Origin of the sequence: Sinorhizobium sp. RAC02, from assembly GCF_001713395.1 — a bacterium.
In the GTDB taxonomy this organism is placed as follows: domain Bacteria; phylum Pseudomonadota; class Alphaproteobacteria; order Rhizobiales; family Rhizobiaceae; genus Shinella.
On record NZ_CP016450.1, the window covers coordinates 2,018,352 to 2,038,679 of the forward strand.

Below are 20,328 nucleotides of genomic sequence, written 5' to 3' on the forward strand. Positions count from 1 at the left end.
CCGAATCGCGGCAGATCGGCTTCAGGGAGTTTCAACGTGACGGAATCGATTCTTCAGGACGGCAAACTCTACATCGGCACCAGCCGCAAGCCGGACGATACCAACAACAAGCCGGAATATCTCGACCTGAAGTTCGGCAACCGCCACGGGCTCGTGACGGGTGCGACCGGCACCGGCAAGACGGTGACGCTGCAGGTGCTGGCCGAAGGCTTTTCCAATGCCGGCGTGCCGGTGTTCTGCGCCGACGTGAAGGGCGACCTTTCCGGCATCGGCGCGATCGGCGAGCCGAAGGACTTTCTCCAGAAGCGCGCCGACCAGATCGGACTGACACCCTACGAGTTCCAGGAATTCCCGGTGATCTTCTGGGATCTCTATGGCGAGAAGGGTCACCGGGTGCGCACCACCATCTCCGAGATGGGACCGCTGCTGCTGTCGCGCCTGATGAACGCCACCGATGCGCAGGAAGGCGTCATCAACATCGCCTTCAAGATCGCCGACCAGGGCGGCCTGCCACTGCTCGACCTCAAGGATTTCCAGGCGCTGCTCAACTATATGGGCGAGAATGCCTCGACGCTGTCCAACCAGTTCGGCTTCGTCTCGAAAGCCTCCGTCGGCTCGATCCAGCGCGAGCTGCTGATCCTCGAACAGCAGGGCGCCGAACAGTTTTTCGGCGAGCCGGCGCTGAAGATTTCCGACATCATGCGCACGACCAATGACGGGCGCGGCGCGATCTCGGTGCTCGCCGCCGACAAGCTGATGATGAACCCGCGCCTCTACGGCACCTTCCTGCTGTGGATGCTCTCCGAACTGTTCGAGGTGCTGCCGGAAGTGGGCGACCCGGACAAGCCGAAGCTGGTGTTCTTCTTCGACGAGGCGCACCTCCTGTTCAACGACGCGCCAAAGGTGCTGACCGAGCGTGTCGAGCAGGTCGTGCGCCTCATCCGCTCCAAGGGTGTCGGCGTCTATTTCGTCACGCAGAACCCGCTCGACGTGCCGGAAACCGTGCTTGCCCAGCTCGGCAACCGCGTGCAGCATGCGTTGCGCGCGTATACGCCGCGCGAGCAGAAGGCGGTGAAGACGGCCGCCGACACGTTCCGCCCCAACCCGGAATTCAACTGCGCCGACGTCATCACGCAGCTCGGCACCGGCGAAGCGCTGGTCTCCACGCTCGAAGGCAAGGGTGCGCCCTCGATGGTCGAGCGTACGCTAGTGCGCCCGCCAGCCTCCCGCCTCGGCCCCGTGACGGAGGCCGAGCGGCAGGACATCATGAAGGTCAGCCCGGTCGCCGGCCTCTATGACGAGGATTTCGACCGCGAATCCGCCTACGAAATCCTCATGGCGCGCGCCAAGAAGGCCGCCGATTCCGCCGCCGCCCAGGAACAGGCGGACGCCCAGCCCGAGGAAAAACCCGCCGGCGGCAGCCGCTGGACCCTGCCCGGCTTCGGCGACGACGAGCCGGCCGCACAGCCTGCTCCCAAGCAGCCCAAGCCCCGCGCCGGTTACCAGCGCGAGACGGTGACGGAAGCTGCGATGAAATCGGTCGCCCGCACCGTCGCCTCCTCGCTTGGCCGCGCGCTGGTGCGCGGCATTCTCGGCAGCTTGCGGCGCTGACGCGAACGAACGAAGTGGATCCTCGGGTCAAGCCCGAGGATGACGAAAGAAGTGGGGTGAGAAGCCGCTGGAGACGGCACCCCCTGCCGCGCCGTTGAATTGATCCACACCATGCCCTCCCCTCCGTCATCCTCGGGCTCGACCCGAGGATCCACGCCGCACGGCATGACCAGAACGGCAAAACCCCGGATGCAGGGTACATCCAGGGCCTCGGGGAGGTCAGTAACGCTGCAGCTTACTTGCAGACCTTGATCTTCTTGATGATGACGTTGCCATAGTAGTCGTAGGACTTCACCTTCTTGATGAAGCAGTAGGGCTCGTAGCCGTAGCTGTAATAGCCGGCCTGCGAAGGGGCGGCGAAGGACACGGCGGCGACGAGGGCAACGGTGGCGGAAACGATGAACTTGCGCATGGGGTCTCTCCTGATCTCTGGTTGGGGATGAACCTCTCTCATCCAGTGATCAGACTTTCCCACATCGCCCCGCACCGCGCTGTTCCGCATGGAACAGGGTACAGCAGAGCGCAAATCCGGCGTCGCCACACCGGCTGAGCGACCTGACTTGCCCAACTCAACCATAATTAGATAATTCTAATTTTAATAACAGCTAAATAAAATAACTCTACTGTTCAGACACCATCCAGGAGTCCGAACAGCAAGGCCTTGCCATGAAAATTTCGACGAAACTCGGTGCGGTGACGCTCATCCTGACGCTGCTTCTCGCCAGCGCCATTTTTTCCACATATCTCGTTCTCAACGCCATGTCCGCCTCGATGAGCACCATCGTCGTCGACCGGCTGGTTCCGGCGGCAAACCTCAAGAAGGTCGGCGACCTTTATGCGGTCAACATCGTCGATACCGCGCACAAGGTGCGCAGCGGTGCACTTTCCTGGGAAGAAGGCCACAAGCTGAACACGGACGCGGTGGCGACCATCCAGAAACTGTGGGATGCCTATGCCGCGACCTACCTGACCGACGAGGAGCGCGCGCTTTCCGGACAGATGACCACCGAGATGCAAAAACAGGCCGGCAGCATCAACGACCTACTGGTCATCATGCAGGAGAAGGACCAGGCCGCGCTCGACGCCTATGTCGAAACCCGGCTCTACCCGACGATCGACCCGATCGGCACCTATGTGGCGGCGCTGATCGACCTGCAGATCCGTGTCGGCCAGGAAGAGTTCGCCGCCGCAGAGACGCAGGAGCATGATTATCACATCCTCCTTGCCGCCTTTGGCGCGGTCGCCCTTGCCCTTGCCGGCCTCTCCTTCTGGATCATCTTCGCCGGCGTCTCGCGCCCGCTGAATGCCATCACCGCGGTGATGCAGCGTCTTGCCGGCGGCGTGACGGATTTTTCCGTGCCGTTCCGCGCCCGCAAGGACGAGATCGGCAGCATTGCCGGCGCGGTCGAGATCTTCCGGCAGGCAGCCATCGACAAGCGCACGCTCGAGCAGCAGGCCGAGGCCGCGCGCCTTCAGGCCGAAGCCGACCGCGTGCGCCTCCAGGAGGAAGCGGAAGCGGCCGCACAGTCGCGGGTGCAGCAGGCCACATCGGGCCTTGCCGTCGGTCTGCGCCGACTTTCGGCCGGCGACCTCAATTTCCAGCTAAACGACCCCTTCGCGGCGGATTTCGAACAATTGCGCAGCGACCTCAATTCGGCGGTCGGCCAGCTCGGAGAGACATTGCGCGCCGTTGCCCAGTCCGCCGACGAGATGGACACCGGCACGCGGGAAATCAGCATCGGTGCAGACGCGCTTTCCAAGCGCACCGAGCAGCAGGCCGCCTCGCTGGAGGAGACTGCCGCCGCACTCGACGAAATCACCGCCAACGTGGCGAACTCGACACGCCGGGCGGAGGAGGCCCGCGCGGTGGCGGCCGAAGCCAATGGTTCCACGGTCCATTCCGGCGCGGTCGTCGCCAATGCCGTCAACGCCATGCAACGTATCGAGCAATCGTCGAGCCAGATTTCCAGCATTATCGGCGTGATCGACGAAATCGCCTTCCAGACCAACCTGCTTGCCCTGAACGCGGGCGTGGAAGCGGCGCGCGCCGGCGAGGCCGGCAAGGGTTTTGCGGTCGTTGCGCAGGAGGTGCGCGAACTTGCCCAGCGCTCCGCCCAGGCGGCCCGCGAGATCAAGGGACTGATCCGCAATTCGGAAGCGGAGGTGCGCAATGGCGTGAAGCTGGTCAGCGAGACCGGCGAAGCGCTGCAAGCCATCGGCGGCCATGTCGCGACGATCAACCAGCACATGGAGGCCATCGCCGTTTCCGCCCGCGAACAATCCGTCGGGCTCTCGGAGATCAACACCGCCGTCAACCAGATGGACCAGACGACCCAGCAGAACGCCGCCATGGTCGAGGAGACCAATGCGGCGTCGGCCACGCTGGTGACGCAGGCCGACCGGTTGCGCACGTTGATCGACCGCTTCACGCTCGGCCAGCCCGCCCGCCAGGTGCAGCCGACACCGCAACGGATGGCGCAAGCCCGCCCCCGCTTTGCTGGCAATGCGGCGCTGAAGACTGAGAACTGGGAGGAGTTTTGACAACCCTCGTACAGGCGTTTGAGCCCCCTCATCCGCCTGCCGGCACGTTCTCCCGTTGGCGAAGGGGAGGAAGCCACAAACGCCTCATTCCCTTCTCCCCTCGGGGAGAAGGTGGCCCGAAGGACCGGATGAGGGGCGGCAGAAGCACAAAATAGGCGTGAACGCAAAAAGGCCACCCGGATGCACTCCGGGCGGCCTTTTCAGTTCTATCGGCTGGATGATCAGACGACGGTCGTCTTGACGTCGAGGTTGCCGCGGGTGGCGTTGCTGTAGGGGCAGACGACATGCGCCTTCTTGGCGAGGTCTTCGACCACGGCCTTGTCGACGCCGGGCACGGAGATTTCGAGCGAGGCTTCGAGGCCGAAACCGCCGCCATCCTCACGCGGGCCGATGCCGACCGTCGCGGTGACCTTGGCGTCATCCGGGATCTTTACCTTTTCCTTGCCGGCGACGAACTTCAGCGCGCCGAGGAAGCAGGCGGAGTAACCGACCGCAAAGAGCTTTTCCGGGTTTGCGCCGGTCGCGCCGTCGCCGCCGAGTTCCTTCGGGACCGTCAGCGTGACGTCGACGGTGCCGTCTTCGGTGGCGCCGTGGCCGGCGCGGCCACCGGTGGAGGATGCTTTGGTTCTGTAGAGAATGGGCATGGGATGGTTCCTTCCTGGCTGTCGTCGTTGATGATGGAAACTAGATAGCGCGAAATTAGATTGCGCGCAATATGATTTTGCAAATTGCAATTTTTTCTTTTTCTGCGACAATGCCAGCATGATCGACAAAAGTGACGAAGCCGAGACAGGGGATATTCCAAAGGGCATGCTGGCGCTCGACCAGCAGCTTTGTTTCGCCGTCTATGCGGCGGCGCATGCGCTGAACCGTACCTACAAGCCCCTGCTCGACCCCTATGGCCTGACCTATCCGCAATATATCGCGCTCATGACGCTTTGGGAGGAGGACGGCCGCACGGTGAAGGCGCTCGGGGAAAAACTCGGGCTCGATTCCGGCACACTCTCCCCTCTCCTCAAGCGCCTCGAGGCGGCCGGCTACATCCACCGAGCCCGCGACAGGAACGACGAGCGGCAGGTGCTCATCACGCTCACCGACAAGGGCCACGCGATGAAGCAAGACGCCGTCGCCATACGCATGGCGATCGGCAAGGCGACGGGCTGTTCGATCGATGCCCTGCAGGCGCTGACCAGCGACCTCCACATGCTGACCGAGCAGCTCGAAGCCGACCAGGCGCGGGACGACGCCGCCTGAAAAGGTGGATTTTACCGTAACCTCACCCTACGGGACCTGTTCGCGATTCAACCTTCGCGCTAAGATGCGCTCCGGCGGAACGGAACCGCCGAGGGGGCACGATTGACACTGCACTGGTCCTGGCAAAAGGCGAACGTCGCGGCGAGCCTTTGGTGCATCGCCGTGGGCGTTGCCATGATGACGCTCTGGCTTTCGAAACCCGTCGACCTGGCGGAGCAGTATCCGTCACTTTTCGGCATGAAATTCAATGCGGCGCTCGCCGTTACCGTCATAGGCGCGGCGCTCCTGCTTGCCACGCGCGGTTTCCGGCGTCTGCCGGCGCTGATGATGGGGCCGGTCTTCGTCTATGGCGCGCTGGCGCTGTCCCAGCACCTGTTCGGCATCGATGCCGGCATCGACACGCTGCTCAACACGCCCTTCGTCGATATCGGCACCAGCCTGCCGGGCCGCATCGCGCCCAATACCGCACTCTGTTTCATGCTCGTCAGCAGCGCGCTCACCTTGCGCGCGCTCAGCCAGAAGAACAGCATGGTGCAGGTCGCGCTGGGCTTTACCACCTTCATCGTCGCGGCAGCAGCGCTCACCGGTTATGCGATCGCGCTCGATTTTGCCCATGACTGGATCCGCTTCACCCGCATGTCGTTCCAGAGCGCCAGCTGCTTCGTGGCGCTTGCCATTGCCATCGTCTTCGTCGGCACCGAGGCGACCGGGTTCCAGCGGCTGACGCTTGCCGGCATCCTGGGGCTGCTCACCTATCTCATCCTCCTCGGCATGTCCTACTACGAGTTGGCGCGCTACGAAGCCTCGTTCGGCATCACCTTCTCCAACAGCGGCAACAATGCGCGCTCCACCCTGTCGTCGCTCGTCCTGATTTCCGGCGCCCTCTATGGCGGGCTGATCGCCCATCTGTATTTCTCCTCCCGCCGCGCCAGCCGCATGGCGGCGGACCTTGCGGAAAGCCGGGGCCGGCTCGGCGCCATCATCGACAACGCGGTGGACGGCATCATCACCATCGACCAGCGCGGCGTCATCCTTTCCGTCAACCCCGCCTGCACGCGCATCTTCGGTTACCCGCCCGACGAGATGAACGGCCGCAACATCAAGATGCTGATGCCGGAACCCTATCACAGCTCCCATGACGGCTACCTTGCCAACTATCACCGCACCGGCGAGGCGAAGGTCATCGGCATCGGCCGGGAGGCGGAAGGGCGGCGCAAGGACGGATCGATCTTTGCGCTCGACCTCGCCATCGCCCGGCTGGAGCTTGCCGGCGGCATCATCTACAGCGGCATCGTGCGCGACATTTCCGAGCGCAAGGCGAATGAGCAGGCGCTGATCGAGGCGAATGCCGAACTCGAGGAATTCGCCTACCGCACATCGCACGACCTGCGCTCGCCGATCGCCTCGTCCATGGGCTTGCTGACCATTTCACGCGACATGCTGGAAGAAGGCGAACTGACTGCGCTTGGCCAGACGATGCAGCGCATGGAGAAGAATTTCAGCCGGCTCGACCACCTGATCCAGAACATCATCACCATCACGCGCAACCGGCTGATGGACGAGGACGACGCAGTCATCGACCTGCGCGCGCTCGTCTCCGAATCCATCGATGCCCTGTCGCACCTGGAGGATTTCAAGCGGATCCGCATCGAAAATCACGTGCCGGAAGAATTGACAATCGTCAGCAAGCCGTCGAAATTCCAGGTCATCGTCGGCAACATGCTGTCCAACGCGGTCAAGTATCATGATCCGAAGGAGGCCGCTCCGGCGATCGATGTCCGCGCCTTCCGCTATGCCGGCAGGATGCGGCTGTCGGTGGAAGACAACGGCCTGGGCGTTCCGCCCGCAAGCCGCCATTTGTTGTTCAAGATGTTCAAACGGCTGCACCCCAACCGGTCTTTCGGCAGCGGGCTCGGCCTCTACATATTGAAAAAAAGCGTGGAGGCCCTCGGCGGCACCGCACTTTATGAAGCAAGAGATAAGGGCAGCCGGTTCATCATCGAACTGCCCGATGGGGAATTGCCATGAAGATCCACTCGATCCTGATCGTCGACGACGACGAGAACGATCAGTTCATCTGCGAATACACGATCCGCAAGTTCGACCCGTCGATCCGCATCATCAAGGCGTTCGACGGCGCGGAGGCGCTCGATATCCTGCACCGCGAGACGCCGAACGCCATCATCCTCGACATCAACATGCCTGTGATGAACGGGTTCGAGTTCCTCGACCGCTATGCCGAGGAATTCGAGGTGCACGCCCCCGTCGTCGCCATGCTGACGAGTTCCCATCTCGGCAAGGACCGCGAGCGGGCGATGCAGTACAGCTTCGTCAAGAGCTACTTCGAAAAGCCGCTGCAGGCCGACCATCTGCGTATCATGGCAGACCTGCTGGGGGCCTGACGTCCAAGCCGCCTATGAAGCCCCCTCATCCCCCTGCCGGGACCTTCTCCCCGCTGGGGAGAAGGGAAACGAGGCAAAGCGGTAGTCCCCTTCTCCCCAGCGGGGAGAAGGTGGCGGCAGCCGGATGAGGGGGACATTTCCGTTCCCCGACGCGAAATCAGATGACGAGGATCGGCGCCTTGCCCTTCACGCGGTCATAGAGATCCATGACGTCCTGGTTGAGCATGCGCACGCAACCGGAGGAGACGGCCTTGCCGATCGACTTCCATTCCGGCGAGCCGTGCAGGCGATAGAGCGTGTCCTGGCCATTCTGGAAGATGTAGAGCGCGCGGGCGCCGAGCGGGTTGCTGAGGCCGCCGGGCATGCCGCCATTGGCGGCGGAGTATTTCACCAGCTCCGGCTGGCGCGCGACCATTTCGTCCGGCGGCGTCCATTTCGGCCAGGCCTGTTTCCACTGGATGACGCCGCGGCCCGACCAGGCAAAACCCTGCCGGCCGATGCCCACACCATAGCGCATGGCGGTGCCGTTCGACTGGATGAGATAGAGGAAGCGGTTGCCGGTATCGACGATGATCGTGCCCGGCTGCTCGGCGAACGGGCTCTCGACCTCCTGCCGGTAGTAGCGCGCATCGATCTGCTGGTAGGGGATGGCGGGCACCTGGTAGCCACCATCGTAAACCTGGCCGTAGATCGAGGCGTAGCGCGACGAATCCGGCATCAGGCCGGACGGTGTCTGGCCATAAATGCTGATCGGGCCGCGCCCATCGGCGATGATCTCGGGCCGGCCTTCCAGCGCAGGATTGCGGAAATAGGGACGCGTCTCCTCGCGGAAACGATCGGTGTTCATCGAAGAGGTGCAGCCGGCAAGGCCGCTCGCCATGGCGAGCCCGGAGAACTGCAGGAAGCGGCGGCGGGAAAGCGCGGTATCGGTCATGGGGTGCGTCGAAATCCGTTGGGCGGAAGCCTAGAATGGGGCGAGAGACTGAATCACTAACTAACGAAAGGCCAGTTAGGTCCATAACCCTGCCCCAATTGTGGCAATTGCGGCTGACCCCAGGCTTGCGCGCCACAATTTCCAAAACGCTGTCGCCGATGGGCCACTCTACCAAAGTGGCGCTTTACGCTGTATCCCGGATGGATAGAAATGCCGGAAAACGGAGTACGCGACGGGATGGACGCGAGTATCTTGAAGGACGCTGGCTTTGCGCCCGTCGACGAGGCAGGATGGCGCAAGCTGGCGGAGAAGGCGCTGAAGGGCGCAGACTTCGACGCGACGCTCATCTCCCGCAGCGATGACGGCCTCGAAATCCGGCCGATCTACACGCGCCGCGACGGTGCCCTCCCGCTTGCCCACAGCCACGCCGCGACGCCCCATGCCGGCGACGCCTGGACCGTCAACCAGCGCCGCGACGATGCAGACCTTTCTCGCGCCCGCGCCCAGATGGCCGACGACCTCGAAAATGGTGCAACGGGCATCGCCCTGATCTTTCAAAGCAGCGCCGCCGCCCACGGCGCGGGCATTACGGCCGGCAGCGAAACCGCCTTCCGCAAGACCGCCGCCGCGCGCGCCGCAGCGCCCTTCTCGCTCCGCCTCGAAGCCGGTTTTGTCGACCGGGCGCTGGCGACGACGCTCGCGCGTGCGCTGGGCGACGCGGGCGCAGAGAAGGCGACTGTGCATTTCGGGCTCGACCCCTTCACCTCCGCGCTTAGCGGCACTTACGGTGAAGCAGGAGAGTCCGCCGCGCTCGCCAAAACATTGATCGGCTTTGGTTTTTCCGGAACGGTTTTGAATGCCGATGGACGGCTGGCCCACAATGCCGGGGCCGGCGAAGCGCTGGAACTTGCCATCGTCGCGGCAGCACTCGCGGAAAACCTGCGCCTGCTCGATGCGGAGGGTATCGCGCCCGAAGACACCTTCGCCGCAACGTCGCTGTGTCTTGCCGCCGACCAGGACCAGTTCCTCACCATCGCGAAATTCCGCGCCGCGCGGCTGATCCACGCAAAGATGCAGACCGCCTGCGGTATCTCGGAGCCGAAGCCTGCGCATCTCCACGCCGAGACGAGCTGGCGCATGCTCACCAAACGCGATCCGGAAACCAACATCCTGCGCAACACCATCGCCGTCTTTTCCGCCGGCACCGCCGGTGCGGACGAGATCACCGTGCTGCCGCACACGCTGGCGCTCGGCATACCGGACCCTTTCGCCCGCCGCATAGCCCGCAACACGCAGGTCGTGCTGATCACCGAAAGCAACCTCGCCCATGTCGCCGACCCCGCCGCGGGCGCCGGTGGTATCGAGGCGCTGACGGATGCGCTGGCGGAAAAGGCGTGGGAGATTTTTGCCGGGATCGAGAAGAAGGGCGGGCTTTCGGCCGCCATCGCCTCGGGAGAGATAAAGGCCCTGGTGGAGGCGGCACGCGCCGAGCGCTCGGTGAAGCCGATCGTCGGCACGACGCTGTTCCCGCTGAAGGACGAGCGGACATTCACGCTGCTGGGGCCGCTTGCGCCTGACCAAAACACGGGCCTGTCGCCCGTTCTTCTCGCCGATCTTGCGGAGGTGGCGGCATGAGCCGGATCCCCGACTTCTCCACCATCACCTGGTCGAAGCCAGCCGCACCCGCCGCACCAACCGGCGAGGCTGCATGGCTCACCCCGGAGGGCATTGCCGTCAGCGGCGCCTATGGCGCGGCGGATCTGGCCGACCTGTCCTATCTCGATACCTGGCCTGGTGCCGCGCCCTATCTGCGTGGCCCCTACCCCACGATGTACGTCCAGCAGCCCTGGACGATCCGGCAATATGCCGGCTTCTCGACGGCGGAGGAATCGAACGCCTTCTACCGCCGCAACCTCGCCTCCGGCCAGAAGGGCCTGTCCGTCGCCTTCGACCTCGCCACCCACCGCGGCTATGACAGCGACCATCCACGCGTGGCAGGCGATGTCGGCATGGCGGGCGTGGCGATCGATTCCATCCTCGACATGCAGCAATTGTTCGACGGCATTCCGCTCGACGAGATGAGCGTCTCCATGACCATGAATGGCGCGGTGCTGCCGATCATGGCGCTGTTCATCGTCGCGGCGGAGGAACAGGGCGTTTCCGAGGACAAGCTGTCCGGGACCATCCAGAACGACATTCTCAAGGAGTTCATGGTCCGCAACACCTATATCTACCCGCCGCAGCCCTCGATGCGGATCATCTCCGACATCTTCAGCTATACCAGCCGGCGCATGCCGAAGTTCAACTCCATCTCGATTTCCGGCTATCACATGCAGGAAGCGGGCGCGACGGCGGACCTGGAACTCGCCTACACCATCGCCGACGGCATCGAATATGCCCGCGCCGGTGTCGCCGCCGGGCTCGACATCGACACCTTCGCGCCGCGCCTTTCGTTCTTCTGGGCGATCGGCATGAACTTCTTCATGGAAGTCGCCAAGATGCGCGCCGCGCGCCTGATCTGGGCAGCCCTTATGAAGACGAACTTTTCCCCGAAGGACGCGCGGTCGCTGGCATTGCGCACCCATTGCCAGACCTCCGGCTGGTCGCTGACCGCGCAGGACCCGATGAACAACGTCATGCGCACCATGGTGGAGGCGATGGCGGCGACGCAGGGGCATACGCAGTCGCTGCACACCAATTCCTTCGACGAGGCCCTGGCGCTGCCGACCGACCATTCCGCCCGCATCGCCCGCAACACGCAGATCCTGCTGCAGAAGGAAAGCGGCACGACGCGCATCATCGATCCCTGGGGCGGCTCGGCCTATGTCGAGCGGCTGACACATGATCTCGTTGCGCGGGCGCTGTCCCATATCGAGGAGGTGGAGGCGCTCGGCGGCATGGCCAAGGCCATCGAGAAGGGCATTCCCAAGCTCCGGATCGAGGAGGCCGCGGCCCGCACGCAGGCGCGCATCGATTCGGGCCAGCAGACCGTCGTCGGCGTCAATTTCTCACGGCCGGAGCGCGACATCGAGGTGGACGTGCTGAAGGTCGACAATTCCGAGGTGCGCGCCAGCCAGCTCTCGAAACTCCAGCAGTTGAAGGGCACGCGCGACACGGCGGCGGCCGAAAGCGCGCTGGATGCCCTGACGGACGTGGCGAAAAGCGGCGACGGCAATCTTCTGGAATTCGCGGTGAAGGCCGCCCGCGCGCGGGCAACGGTGGGCGAGATCGCCTATGCGCTGGAAAAGGCCTTTGGCCGCCATGTCGCGGAAATCCGCACGATCTCCGGCGTCTACCGCAAGGAGATGGGCGCCAACGACCGGGCTTTCAACACCGCCGTAGACAAGGTCGCCGCCTTCGAAAAGCTCCGGCGCGAAAAGCCCTCCATCCTCGTCGCCAAGATGGGGCAGGATGGGCACGACCGCGGCCAGAAGGTCATCGCCACCGCCTTTGCGGACCTCGGCTTCAATGTCATAGTCGGCGCCATGTTCCAGACGCCGGAAGAGGTGGCGGAGCTGGCGATCCGCGAAGGCGCTCATATCGTCGGCGCTTCGTCGCTTGCCGCCGGCCATCTGACGCTGGTGCCGGAACTGAAGGCCGCGCTGATCAAACGCGGTGCGCGCGACATGCTGATCGCCGTCGGCGGCGTCATCCCGCCGCAGGATTTTCCAGCCCTGGAACAGGCCGGCGCCGACGCGATCTTCCCGCCCGGCACGGTGATCGCGGATGCTGCCTCCGCGCTGATCGACCGGCTGATGGCGTGAGTTTGTGAACGCTGTGTCAATTGCCGCGCGAATTGCCGTTTTCGCGCGCGGGCGGTAGGTCGGGGTCACAATCAACCGATGTGAGGTGACGCGATGCTGGTCAATGGCAAATGGACGGAAGACTGGCAGCCGGTTCAGGCAACGGACGCCAAGGGCGGCTTCGTGCGCCAGGTGTCGAGTTTTCGCAACTGGGTGACACCGGATGGCAGCGCCGGCCCGACGGGCGAAGGCGGTTTTGCCGCCGCAGCCGGCCGTTATCACCTCTATGTCGCGCTGATCTGCCCCTGGGCGTCGCGCACGCTGATCACCCGCAAGCTGAAGAAGCTTGACGACGTGATCTCCATCTCCGTCGTCGAGCCGGCATTGTCCGAGCAGGGCTGGCGCTTCGGTGACTATCCCGGCGCCAACCGCGACGATCTCAACGGCGCGACCTACATGCACGAGATCTATACCAGCGCCGACGCCGCCTTCACCGGCCGCGCCACCGTGCCGGTGCTCTGGGACAAGGAACGCAAGACGATCGTCAACAACGAATCCGCCGATATCGTGCGCATGCTGAACAGCGGGTTTGGCGCTTTGGCCGACGAAAGCGTCGATCTCTACCCGGAAGCCCTGCGCAGCGACATCGACACCCTCAACGAGCGCATCTACCCGTCGCTCAACAACGGCGTCTACCGCACCGGCTTCGCCACCACGCAGGTCGCCTATGAAGAGGCCTTCCATGGCGTCTTCGCCATGCTGGACGAGCTGGAGACACGCCTTGCCGCTGGCGGGCCGTTCCTCACCGGCAGGACATTTACCGAGGCTGATATCCGCCTCTTCGTCACGCTCATCCGTTTCGACGCCGCCTATTACGGCCTGTTCAAGTGCAACCGCCAGCGGCTGGCCGACTATCCGGCACTCTCGGCCTACACGAAGCGCGTGCTCGATCTGCCGGGCGTGCGCGACACGGTCAACATCGATCACATCAAACACGGCTATTACTCGATCAAGTCGCTCAACCCGAACCGCATCGTACCGATCGGGCCGGATCTCTCGGCGCTGGGGCTGTAAACCTCAGTCCGCCACCTTGACCATGTGCATGGGATACGGAATGGTCGGCCGATGAGAGCCCGGCCATTCCCCTATATCAGCATCGCGGCGGCGGCGATTTCGACTGTCGTTCTCAATGTCTCCAACACGATACAGCAGCGCCATTGCGCCTTCGGATTCGGCGGCTTCCAGTGCAATAGCCCCTTCTCCGGTTATGGCGAGACGCTGCTCACAACGACCCTTGCCTCATTCGCTGTGCTCGTCGTATCGGCAGCAATCGCAGCGTGGAAGCTCATCGCCTGGTTTCGCTCGCGGTAAAAACCGTCAAACCTCCTTCGCCTCCACCATCGCCATCAGCGTTTCCAGCCGGTCGGCATCGGCGGGCAGCTTGTCCTGTCTGAGCCGCGCGATGCGGGGAAAGCGCATCGCGACACCGGATTTGTGGCGGGTGGAGCGGTTGATACCCTCGAAGGCGACCTCGAGCACGAAACCGAAGGCGGGCTCCGCCCGCACGGCCCGCACCGGGCCGAAGCGTTCCGTCGTGTTGTTGCGCACATAACGGTCGAGTACTTCGAGCTCGGCATCGGTGAAGCCGAAATAGGCTTTTCCGACGGGTACCAGCACGTCGCCGTCCGGGCCTTGCGTCCACACACCGAAGGTGAAGTCGGAATAGTAGCTCGAGCGTTTGCCGTGGCCGCGCTGGGCGTACATCATCACGGCATCGACATTGTAGGGATCGCGCTTCCATTTGAACCACGGCCCTTTCATGCGGCCGGCCTGGTAGGGACTGTCGAGGCGCTTGATCATCACGCCCTCGATCACGGGGTCCGGCGGCTCGCGACGGATCGTTTCGAGTTCTTCCCAGGAGCCGAAGGGCACGAGCGGCGAGAGGTCGAACCGGTCGTGCGGCGCCGTCTCGATGAGATGGGTAAGCCGGGCGCGGCGCGCCACGAAGGTTTCCGGCCGCACGTCCGCCTCGCCGTCGAACAGCACGTCATAGGCACGCACGAAGGCGGGGTAGTCGTCCAGCATCTTCGCGTTCACCGTCTTGCGGTTCAGGCGCTGCTGCAGGTCGGAAAAGGTGCGCGTGGGGCTGTTGGTGCGGTCGGTGCCGCCGACGAGCAGCTCGCCGTCCACCACGCCCTCGAAATTGATCGCGTCGAGCACATCCGGGAAGGCGGCGGAAATGTCATCGCCGGAGCGGGAGTAGAGCCGGCGCGTCGCGCCTGCCGAAGACATCTGCACACGAATGCCGTCCCATTTCCATTCGGCGGCGAAATCGGCGGGGTCGAGAGTGTCGAGGTCGCCCTCGCCCACCGGATTGGCGAGCATGACGGAATGGAAGATCGCGGGCGTCGCCAGCACCGGTCGCTCGGTGCGCCCTTCCAGCCAGGCGAAGAGCGGTTCGTAAGGCGGCGCCAGACCGTGCCACAGCGTCTCGATCTCGGTGACATCCATGCCGGAGAATTCGGCAAGCGCCTGCTTGGCAAGCCGCGCCGACACGCCGATGCGCAGGCCCCCGGTCGCAAGCTTGATGAAGGCGAAGCGGGCGGAGGGATCCAGCCGGTCGAGCAGATCGCGCACGGCGGTGCGCACCTCGGTGCGGCCGAGCGCGTTCATTCGGGTGACGACGCTGCTCAGCTGCGGCTGCGCCTCGTCGGGCACGCGCTCCTTGCGCTCCTGGTCCCAGACGAGCGCGATCGTCTCGGCGAGGTCGCCGACATAATCGTAGGAATAGCGAAACAGCACCTCGTCCATGCGCTCCAGCACGAGTTCGCGCAGCAGCGCCGGCTTGACGCTCTTTAGATCGAGCGTGCCGGCGATCGCGGCAAGGCCGTAGCCGCGGTCGGGATCAGGCGTGTCGCGAAAATAGTCGGCGAGCAGTTTCAGCTTGCCGTTGCGCGAGGGGGTAAGGACGAGACGGTCGAGCAGTGTGGCAAAGGCTCTCATGGAGAAGGCCCTTCCATTGCCCTAGGCTTTGAACCTTTCCGCGCGAATTGCGCTGGCAGAGGCGCACCGTCAGGGCGGCAGACTCCCACCTCCCCCTTGAGGGGGGAGGTCGCCGCAAAGCGGCGGGTGGGGGTGACCCGCATCCGCGCGGGCGGCGCTTGCGGAGCAGTTGCATCACCCCACCCCGGAGCTTCGCTCCGACCCTCCCCCTCGAGGGGAGGGTAAAGGAGCAGGCCGGCTCGCCGAAAATCCACTCGGCCTTTCGCAGTTCCGGGAAAAGATGCACCTAACGAGCGGGCGAGAAGAACAGGTGGCATCATCAATCCCCTTCATCCTCATAGCCGACGAGATGCAACGGCTTGGCCGGCACGCCGGCTAGCTCGCACCAGCGCACCAGCGCCTCCTCGCGGCCGTGCGTCACCCAGACCTCGCTTGGCGCCAGTTCGCGGATCGTTTCGGTGAGTTCCGGCCAGTCGCAATGGTCGGAAATGACGAGCGGCAGTTCGACGCCGCCCTGCTTGGCGCGCTGGCGCACCATCATCCAGCCGGAGGCGAAGGCGATGAGCGGTTCGTTGAAGCGGCGTGCCCAGCGATCGGCAAAGGCGGAGGGCGGGCCGACGATGACGGCGCCGCGAAAATCCGTCGGGTCCCCCTTCTCCAATGTGGCGGGACGCAGGTCGCCGAGGTCGATGTCGCGGCTGACATAATAGTCGCAGAGCCGCGCCAGCGAGCCATGGATATAGATCGGCGCGTCATAGCCGCAATCGCGCAGCAGGCGGATGACGCGCTGCGACTTGCCGAGCGAATACGCGCCGACGAGATGGCTGCGCTCGGGAAACTGCCTCAGCGAGGTCAGCAGCTTGCCCATCTCGGCCTTGGGTTCCGGATGATGGAAGACCGGCAGGCCGAAGGTCGCCTCGGTGATGAAGACGTCGCAGGGGACAGGCTCGTAGGCGACGCAGGTCGGGTCCGCACCGCGCTTGTAGTCGCCCGAGGCGACGATGCGCAGGCCATCCTTCTCCACCGCGATCTGCGCGGAGCCGAGCACATGGCCCGCCGGATGAAACGAGACAGTGACGCCGTTGAGATCAATGCGCTCGCCGAAGGCGGCCGCCTGCATGGTGCCGCAGAAATCCTCGCCATAACGGATCGCCATGATGTCGAGCGTCTCACGCGTCGCCAGCACGGCACCGTGGCCGGCACGGGCATGATCCGAGTGGCCGTGCGTGATCAGCGCCCGCGCCACGGGGCGGACGGGATCGATGTAGAAATCGCCGGCAGGGCAATAAAGACCGGCGGGCGCCGGCTTGAGGAGCTGATCGGGCTTCATGACGGAGAAGATAGCGGCTTTGCGGCGCTCTGCCAGAGGGGTGGCGTCGTTTGCGGTGCCGCTTCAGCGCAGTTCCTGGGCGAGCCCGATGAGAAGCCCTTCGGGGCCACGGATATAGCAGAGCCGATAGACGCCTTCGTAATCGACGACGTCGCCGACGAGTGCCGCGCCGCGCGGGCGAAGCCGTTCCAGCGTCTCGTCGAGGTCGTCCACGGCGAACATGACGCGGAGATAGCCAAGCACATTGACCGGGGCGTTGCGGTGATCGGCGACGACGGCCGGCCGCAGAAAGCGGGAGAGCTCAAGCCGGCTATGGCCGTCGGGCGTCCGCATCATGGCGATCTCGACATGCTGATCGCCGAGTCCCGTGACACGCCCTGCCCATTCTCCCTCGATCATGGCCCGCCCTTCGAGCTCAAGGCCGAGTTCGCGAAAGAAGTCGATCGTCGCATCGAGGTCCTCGACGACGATGCCGACATTGTCCATCCGCTTGATCGCCATGTTTCAATCTCCGAAAGTCTACGAACCGTGAAAACAGGAATGCCTGTGGTGGGATGTGCGTTCCCGGCATTCTCCTGACAACCGTCGGCGGCGGCTAGGCAATCGCCAGCATGCCCGCACGCAGCGCCTTCATGTCGACGGCAGAAAGCTGGGCATCGACCTTTTCGTGCGTTTCCTTCCAGATCGGGAAGGCCTGGGTCAGCAGGCTGCGGCCCTCCTCCGTCAGGCGCAGGAGGCGTCCGCGGCGGTCTCGGGGGTCGGCCTCTACGCGCACGAGGCCACGGCGTTCGAGCGGCTTGAGCGCTGCCGTCAGCGTGGTGCGATCCATGGCGAGCAGGTTCGCGACCGGCCCCATCGGCGGCGGTGCGGGGCGGTTCAGCGACATCAAAAGCGAGAACTGGCCGTTGGTGAGGCCGAGCGGGCGCAACGCATCGTCGAAGCGGCGTGCCAGGGCGCGGGCCGCACGCTGGGCATGCAGGCACAGGCAATGGTCACGCACGAACAGCGTCGTTTCGTAGGGAATCAGGACTTCATCAGACATGTTTCTTACTGTTGATATCAACGTAACAATGTCAAGAAGCAACGTGCGGGACCGCAGGAATTATTAGAGGTTCGGAATGCAGAGGATCGCCTGGAGAGCGCGGGCGTCGATCGGCCTGGAGAGGTAGTAACCCTGGATTTCATCGCAGCCGGCTTCGCGCAGGAAGTCGATCTGCTCGCGGGTCTCCACCCCTTCGGCGATCACGCGAAGCTGGAGCGAATGGGCGAGTGAAATGACGGCACGGGCGATTGCCGCATCGTCACCGTCATCCGGCAGATCCTGCACGAAGGAACGGTCGATCTTCAGGCGGCCGACCGGGAAGCGTTTCAACGAAGCAAGGCTGGAATAGCCGGTGCCGAAATCGTCGATGGCAAGGTGCACGCCGAGCTTTTCCAGCCGGTGCATGGTCTCCACCGCCTGCTGCACATCCTGCATGATCATGCTCTCGGTCAGTTCCAGCTCGAGATAGCGCGCCTCAAGCCCGCTTTCCTCAAGGGCCGCGGCAACACGCTCCACCCAGTCCTTTTCCTGGAACTGGCGCGCGGAGACATTGACGCTGACCACGATGGGCGGCAGGCCGGAAACCTGCCAGGCCTTGTTCTGCCGGCAGGCGGCGCGCAGCGTCCAGTCGCCGATCGGGCCGATCAGGCCGGTCTCTTCGGCCAGCGGAATGAAATCGCCCGGCGCGACCAGCCCGCGTTCGGGATGGCGCCAGCGGATGAGGGCCTCGACGGCGAAGATGCGGCCGGTCGCGAGATCCATCTGCGGCTGGTACTGCAGGAAAAGCTCCTGCTGGGCGAGCGCGCGGCGCAATTCTTCCTGCCGCTCCAGCTTTTCAGAGGCGTGGGTGGCCATTTCCGCGGTGAAGACCTGTATGGCGTCGCGGCCGATCTCCTTGGCGCGGTACATGGCGACATCGGCGCGGGCCAGCAGTTCCGTGACGTTACGACCGTGCTCCGGATAGGCGGCGACCCCCATGCTACAGGTGACCTGGAAGGCGCGTCCCTCGATTTCCACCGGCTCGGCGATCGCTTCGCGCACGGCGCGCAGCCGGTCGTCCACCGTCTCGCCGCGGCGCATCGCGCCGTTGATGAGTACGACGAATTCATCGCCGCCGAGACGCACGATGCTGTCGGAAGCGCGCACGCAACGCAGCATGCGGGCCGCGACGATCTTCAGCAGCTCGTCGCCGGCGTGGTGGCCGAGGCTGTCATTGACCAGCTTGAAATTGTCGAGGTCGATGAAGGCGAGCGTCATGGTGCCGCCACGATCATCCGCCGCCTCGATGGCCGAGGCCACGCGCTCGTCGAGCATGCTGCGGTTGGGCAAGCCGGTCAGCGCATCGTGGTGCGCCATGTACTGGATGTTGTCTTCCGCCTCCTTACGCTCGATGGCGATGCCGGCAATGTGCGTCGCCATGCCGACGAGCTTCATGCACTCGGCGGAGGGCTCGCCGCGGTGGCGGGAATAGAGCGCAAACGAGCCGAGCACCTTGCCCTGGTAGGACGAGATCGGCGACGACCAGCAGGCCCGGAAGCCATAGGGCAGGACGAACGCCTTGTAGTCCGCCCAGAGCGGATCGGTCTCGATATCGGACACGATGACCGGCTCGCCGCGCCACATGGCGGTACCGCAGGAGCCCACGGCAGGGCCGATCTCGAGGCCCTCGATCAGCATGCAATAGGCGGGATCGAGATTGGGGGCGGCGCCGTTGACGATGCGTTTGCCATCGGGTGCAAGTGTCAGGATCGAGCCGGTGACGTCAGGCACATGCGCTTCGATCAGCAGGATGAGGGAGGAGAAGACCTCGACCAGCGGCGCGCCGAGCGCGATCATCTTCAGGAGGTGTGCCTGGCCGAGATGCAGGTTCTCGGACCGCTTGCGCTCGGTAATGTCGCGGGCGATGCCGACAAGGCCGATCACCGCGCCGGCGCCGTCGCGTACCGGCAGTTTCGAGGTGAGAAGCCATTTGAGGTTGCCCCTGGAATCGCGGATCAGCTCTTCCATGTCGAGCATCGGGCGGCCGGTGCGGATGATCTCCTGCTCGGTCTCGAAAAAGCCGCGGGCGACGGGCTCGGGGTGGATGTCGAAATCGGAAAGACCTTCCAGGCTGTCCAGGCCGTCGCGCCGGTTGTCGCTGACGATTGCCCGGTTGGCGACGACGAAACGGCCGTTCCGGTCCTTGAAGTAGAGGTAGTCCGGCACCTCGTCGATCATGGCTTCAAGCCAGATCGTGCGCTCGTTCTGGGCAGCGGCCAGCGGAAAAAGCCGCGCCGCCTCGCTCATGAGGCGCTGGCTGGCGGACATCAGACGCGCCGTCGCATCGGCGTCGTCATTGCCAAGGTGAGACAAGTGCGTCGACATGAACCCCTGCAATTTTCTAGGGCAAGGAAGGACACTGCGGGCCGCCGCCTCTCCCGAACGCCCGAAGGTACACCTAGAGTCGTTATCCAACCCTAAAGGAAACC

The 20,328-nt window shown here is 64.2% G+C and carries 17 protein-coding genes; 9 read left to right on the forward strand and 8 right to left on the reverse strand.

Annotated elements, in window-relative coordinates; translation table 11 throughout:
* Positions 1-48: 48 nt before the first annotated feature.
* Positions 49-1,611, forward strand: a complete 1,563-nt coding sequence (locus BSY16_RS09690) for a helicase HerA-like C-terminal domain-containing protein (RefSeq protein ID WP_069061470.1) — start codon at positions 49-51, stop codon at positions 1,609-1,611.
* Between the two features lie 235 nt (positions 1,612-1,846).
* On the opposite strand, the gene BSY16_RS32370 is transcribed toward BSY16_RS09690, so the two are convergent.
* Positions 1,847-2,023: a hypothetical protein gene (locus BSY16_RS32370; RefSeq protein ID WP_171902403.1), complete on the reverse strand. Its 177-nt coding sequence runs from the start codon at positions 2,021-2,023 to the stop codon at positions 1,847-1,849.
* A 254-nt stretch (positions 2,024-2,277) separates the two neighbouring features.
* Between BSY16_RS32370 and BSY16_RS09695 the strand changes: the two genes are divergently transcribed.
* Positions 2,278-4,152, forward strand: coding sequence for a methyl-accepting chemotaxis protein (locus tag BSY16_RS09695; RefSeq protein ID WP_069059466.1), 1,875 nt, complete (start codon positions 2,278-2,280; stop codon positions 4,150-4,152).
* Between the two features lie 221 nt (positions 4,153-4,373).
* Here the strand turns inward: BSY16_RS09695 and BSY16_RS09700 are convergent, their stop codons facing one another.
* Positions 4,374-4,796: an organic hydroperoxide resistance protein gene (locus BSY16_RS09700; RefSeq protein ID WP_069059467.1), complete on the reverse strand. Its 423-nt coding sequence runs from the start codon at positions 4,794-4,796 to the stop codon at positions 4,374-4,376.
* A gap of 118 nt (positions 4,797-4,914) precedes the next feature.
* On the opposite strand from BSY16_RS09700, the gene BSY16_RS09705 reads away from it, so the two are divergent.
* The 3 genes from BSY16_RS09705 (at position 4,915) to BSY16_RS09715 (ending at position 7,808) form a co-directional block, all read left to right on the forward strand.
* Positions 4,915-5,406, forward strand: coding sequence for a MarR family winged helix-turn-helix transcriptional regulator (locus BSY16_RS09705; protein ID WP_069059468.1), 492 nt, complete (start codon positions 4,915-4,917; stop codon positions 5,404-5,406).
* Between the two features lie 102 nt (positions 5,407-5,508).
* Positions 5,509-7,434 (forward strand): sensor histidine kinase, encoded by a 1,926-nt coding sequence (locus BSY16_RS09710; protein ID WP_069059469.1) that lies wholly within the window; start codon positions 5,509-5,511, stop codon positions 7,432-7,434.
* Complete coding sequence (locus BSY16_RS09715) at positions 7,431-7,808, forward strand: response regulator (protein ID WP_069059470.1); 378 nt, start codon at positions 7,431-7,433, stop codon at positions 7,806-7,808. Before BSY16_RS09710 ends, BSY16_RS09715 begins: the two co-directional genes overlap by 4 nt.
* Positions 7,809-7,965: 157 nt before the next feature.
* Here the strand turns inward: BSY16_RS09715 and BSY16_RS09720 are convergent, their stop codons facing one another.
* Positions 7,966-8,742, reverse strand: coding sequence for a L,D-transpeptidase (locus BSY16_RS09720; protein ID WP_069059471.1), 777 nt, complete (start codon positions 8,740-8,742; stop codon positions 7,966-7,968).
* A 237-nt stretch (positions 8,743-8,979) separates the two neighbouring features.
* On the opposite strand from BSY16_RS09720, the gene BSY16_RS09725 reads away from it, so the two are divergent.
* The 4 genes from BSY16_RS09725 (at position 8,980) to BSY16_RS09740 (ending at position 13,856) form a co-directional block, all read left to right on the forward strand.
* Entirely contained in the window at positions 8,980-10,377 is a 1,398-nt protein-coding gene (locus BSY16_RS09725) for a methylmalonyl-CoA mutase family protein (RefSeq protein WP_069059472.1), read from the forward strand.
* Entirely contained in the window at positions 10,374-12,506 is a 2,133-nt protein-coding gene (scpA, locus tag BSY16_RS09730; protein WP_069059473.1) for a methylmalonyl-CoA mutase, read from the forward strand. The genes BSY16_RS09725 and scpA overlap by 4 nt, the downstream gene beginning before the upstream one ends.
* Before the next feature lie 93 nt (positions 12,507-12,599).
* A complete protein-coding gene (locus BSY16_RS09735; RefSeq protein ID WP_069059474.1) occupies positions 12,600-13,559 on the forward strand; it encodes a glutathione S-transferase family protein in 960 nt (319 codons plus the stop codon).
* 51 nt (positions 13,560-13,610) lie between these two features.
* Positions 13,611-13,856, forward strand: a complete 246-nt coding sequence (locus BSY16_RS09740; protein WP_069059475.1) for a hypothetical protein — start codon at positions 13,611-13,613, stop codon at positions 13,854-13,856.
* A 6-nt stretch (positions 13,857-13,862) separates the two neighbouring features.
* On the opposite strand, the gene BSY16_RS09745 is transcribed toward BSY16_RS09740, so the two are convergent.
* From BSY16_RS09745 to BSY16_RS09765, 5 genes are all read right to left on the reverse strand, one after another.
* A complete protein-coding gene (locus tag BSY16_RS09745) occupies positions 13,863-15,488 on the reverse strand; it encodes a cisplatin damage response ATP-dependent DNA ligase (protein ID WP_069059476.1) in 1,626 nt (541 codons plus the stop codon).
* A gap of 319 nt (positions 15,489-15,807) precedes the next feature.
* Positions 15,808-16,818 carry a ligase-associated DNA damage response exonuclease gene (locus BSY16_RS09750; RefSeq protein ID WP_069059477.1) on the reverse strand — a complete coding sequence of 337 codons (1,011 nt, stop codon included), beginning with the start codon at positions 16,816-16,818 and terminating at the stop codon, positions 15,808-15,810.
* A gap of 63 nt (positions 16,819-16,881) precedes the next feature.
* Complete coding sequence (locus tag BSY16_RS09755; RefSeq protein ID WP_069059478.1) at positions 16,882-17,319, reverse strand: VOC family protein; 438 nt, start codon at positions 17,317-17,319, stop codon at positions 16,882-16,884.
* Between the two features lie 94 nt (positions 17,320-17,413).
* Positions 17,414-17,860 carry a MarR family winged helix-turn-helix transcriptional regulator gene (locus BSY16_RS09760; RefSeq protein WP_069059479.1) on the reverse strand — a complete coding sequence of 149 codons (447 nt, stop codon included), beginning with the start codon at positions 17,858-17,860 and terminating at the stop codon, positions 17,414-17,416.
* A gap of 63 nt (positions 17,861-17,923) precedes the next feature.
* Entirely contained in the window at positions 17,924-20,224 is a 2,301-nt protein-coding gene (locus BSY16_RS09765) for an EAL domain-containing protein (protein ID WP_069059480.1), read from the reverse strand.
* Positions 20,225-20,328 lie beyond the last annotated feature (104 nt).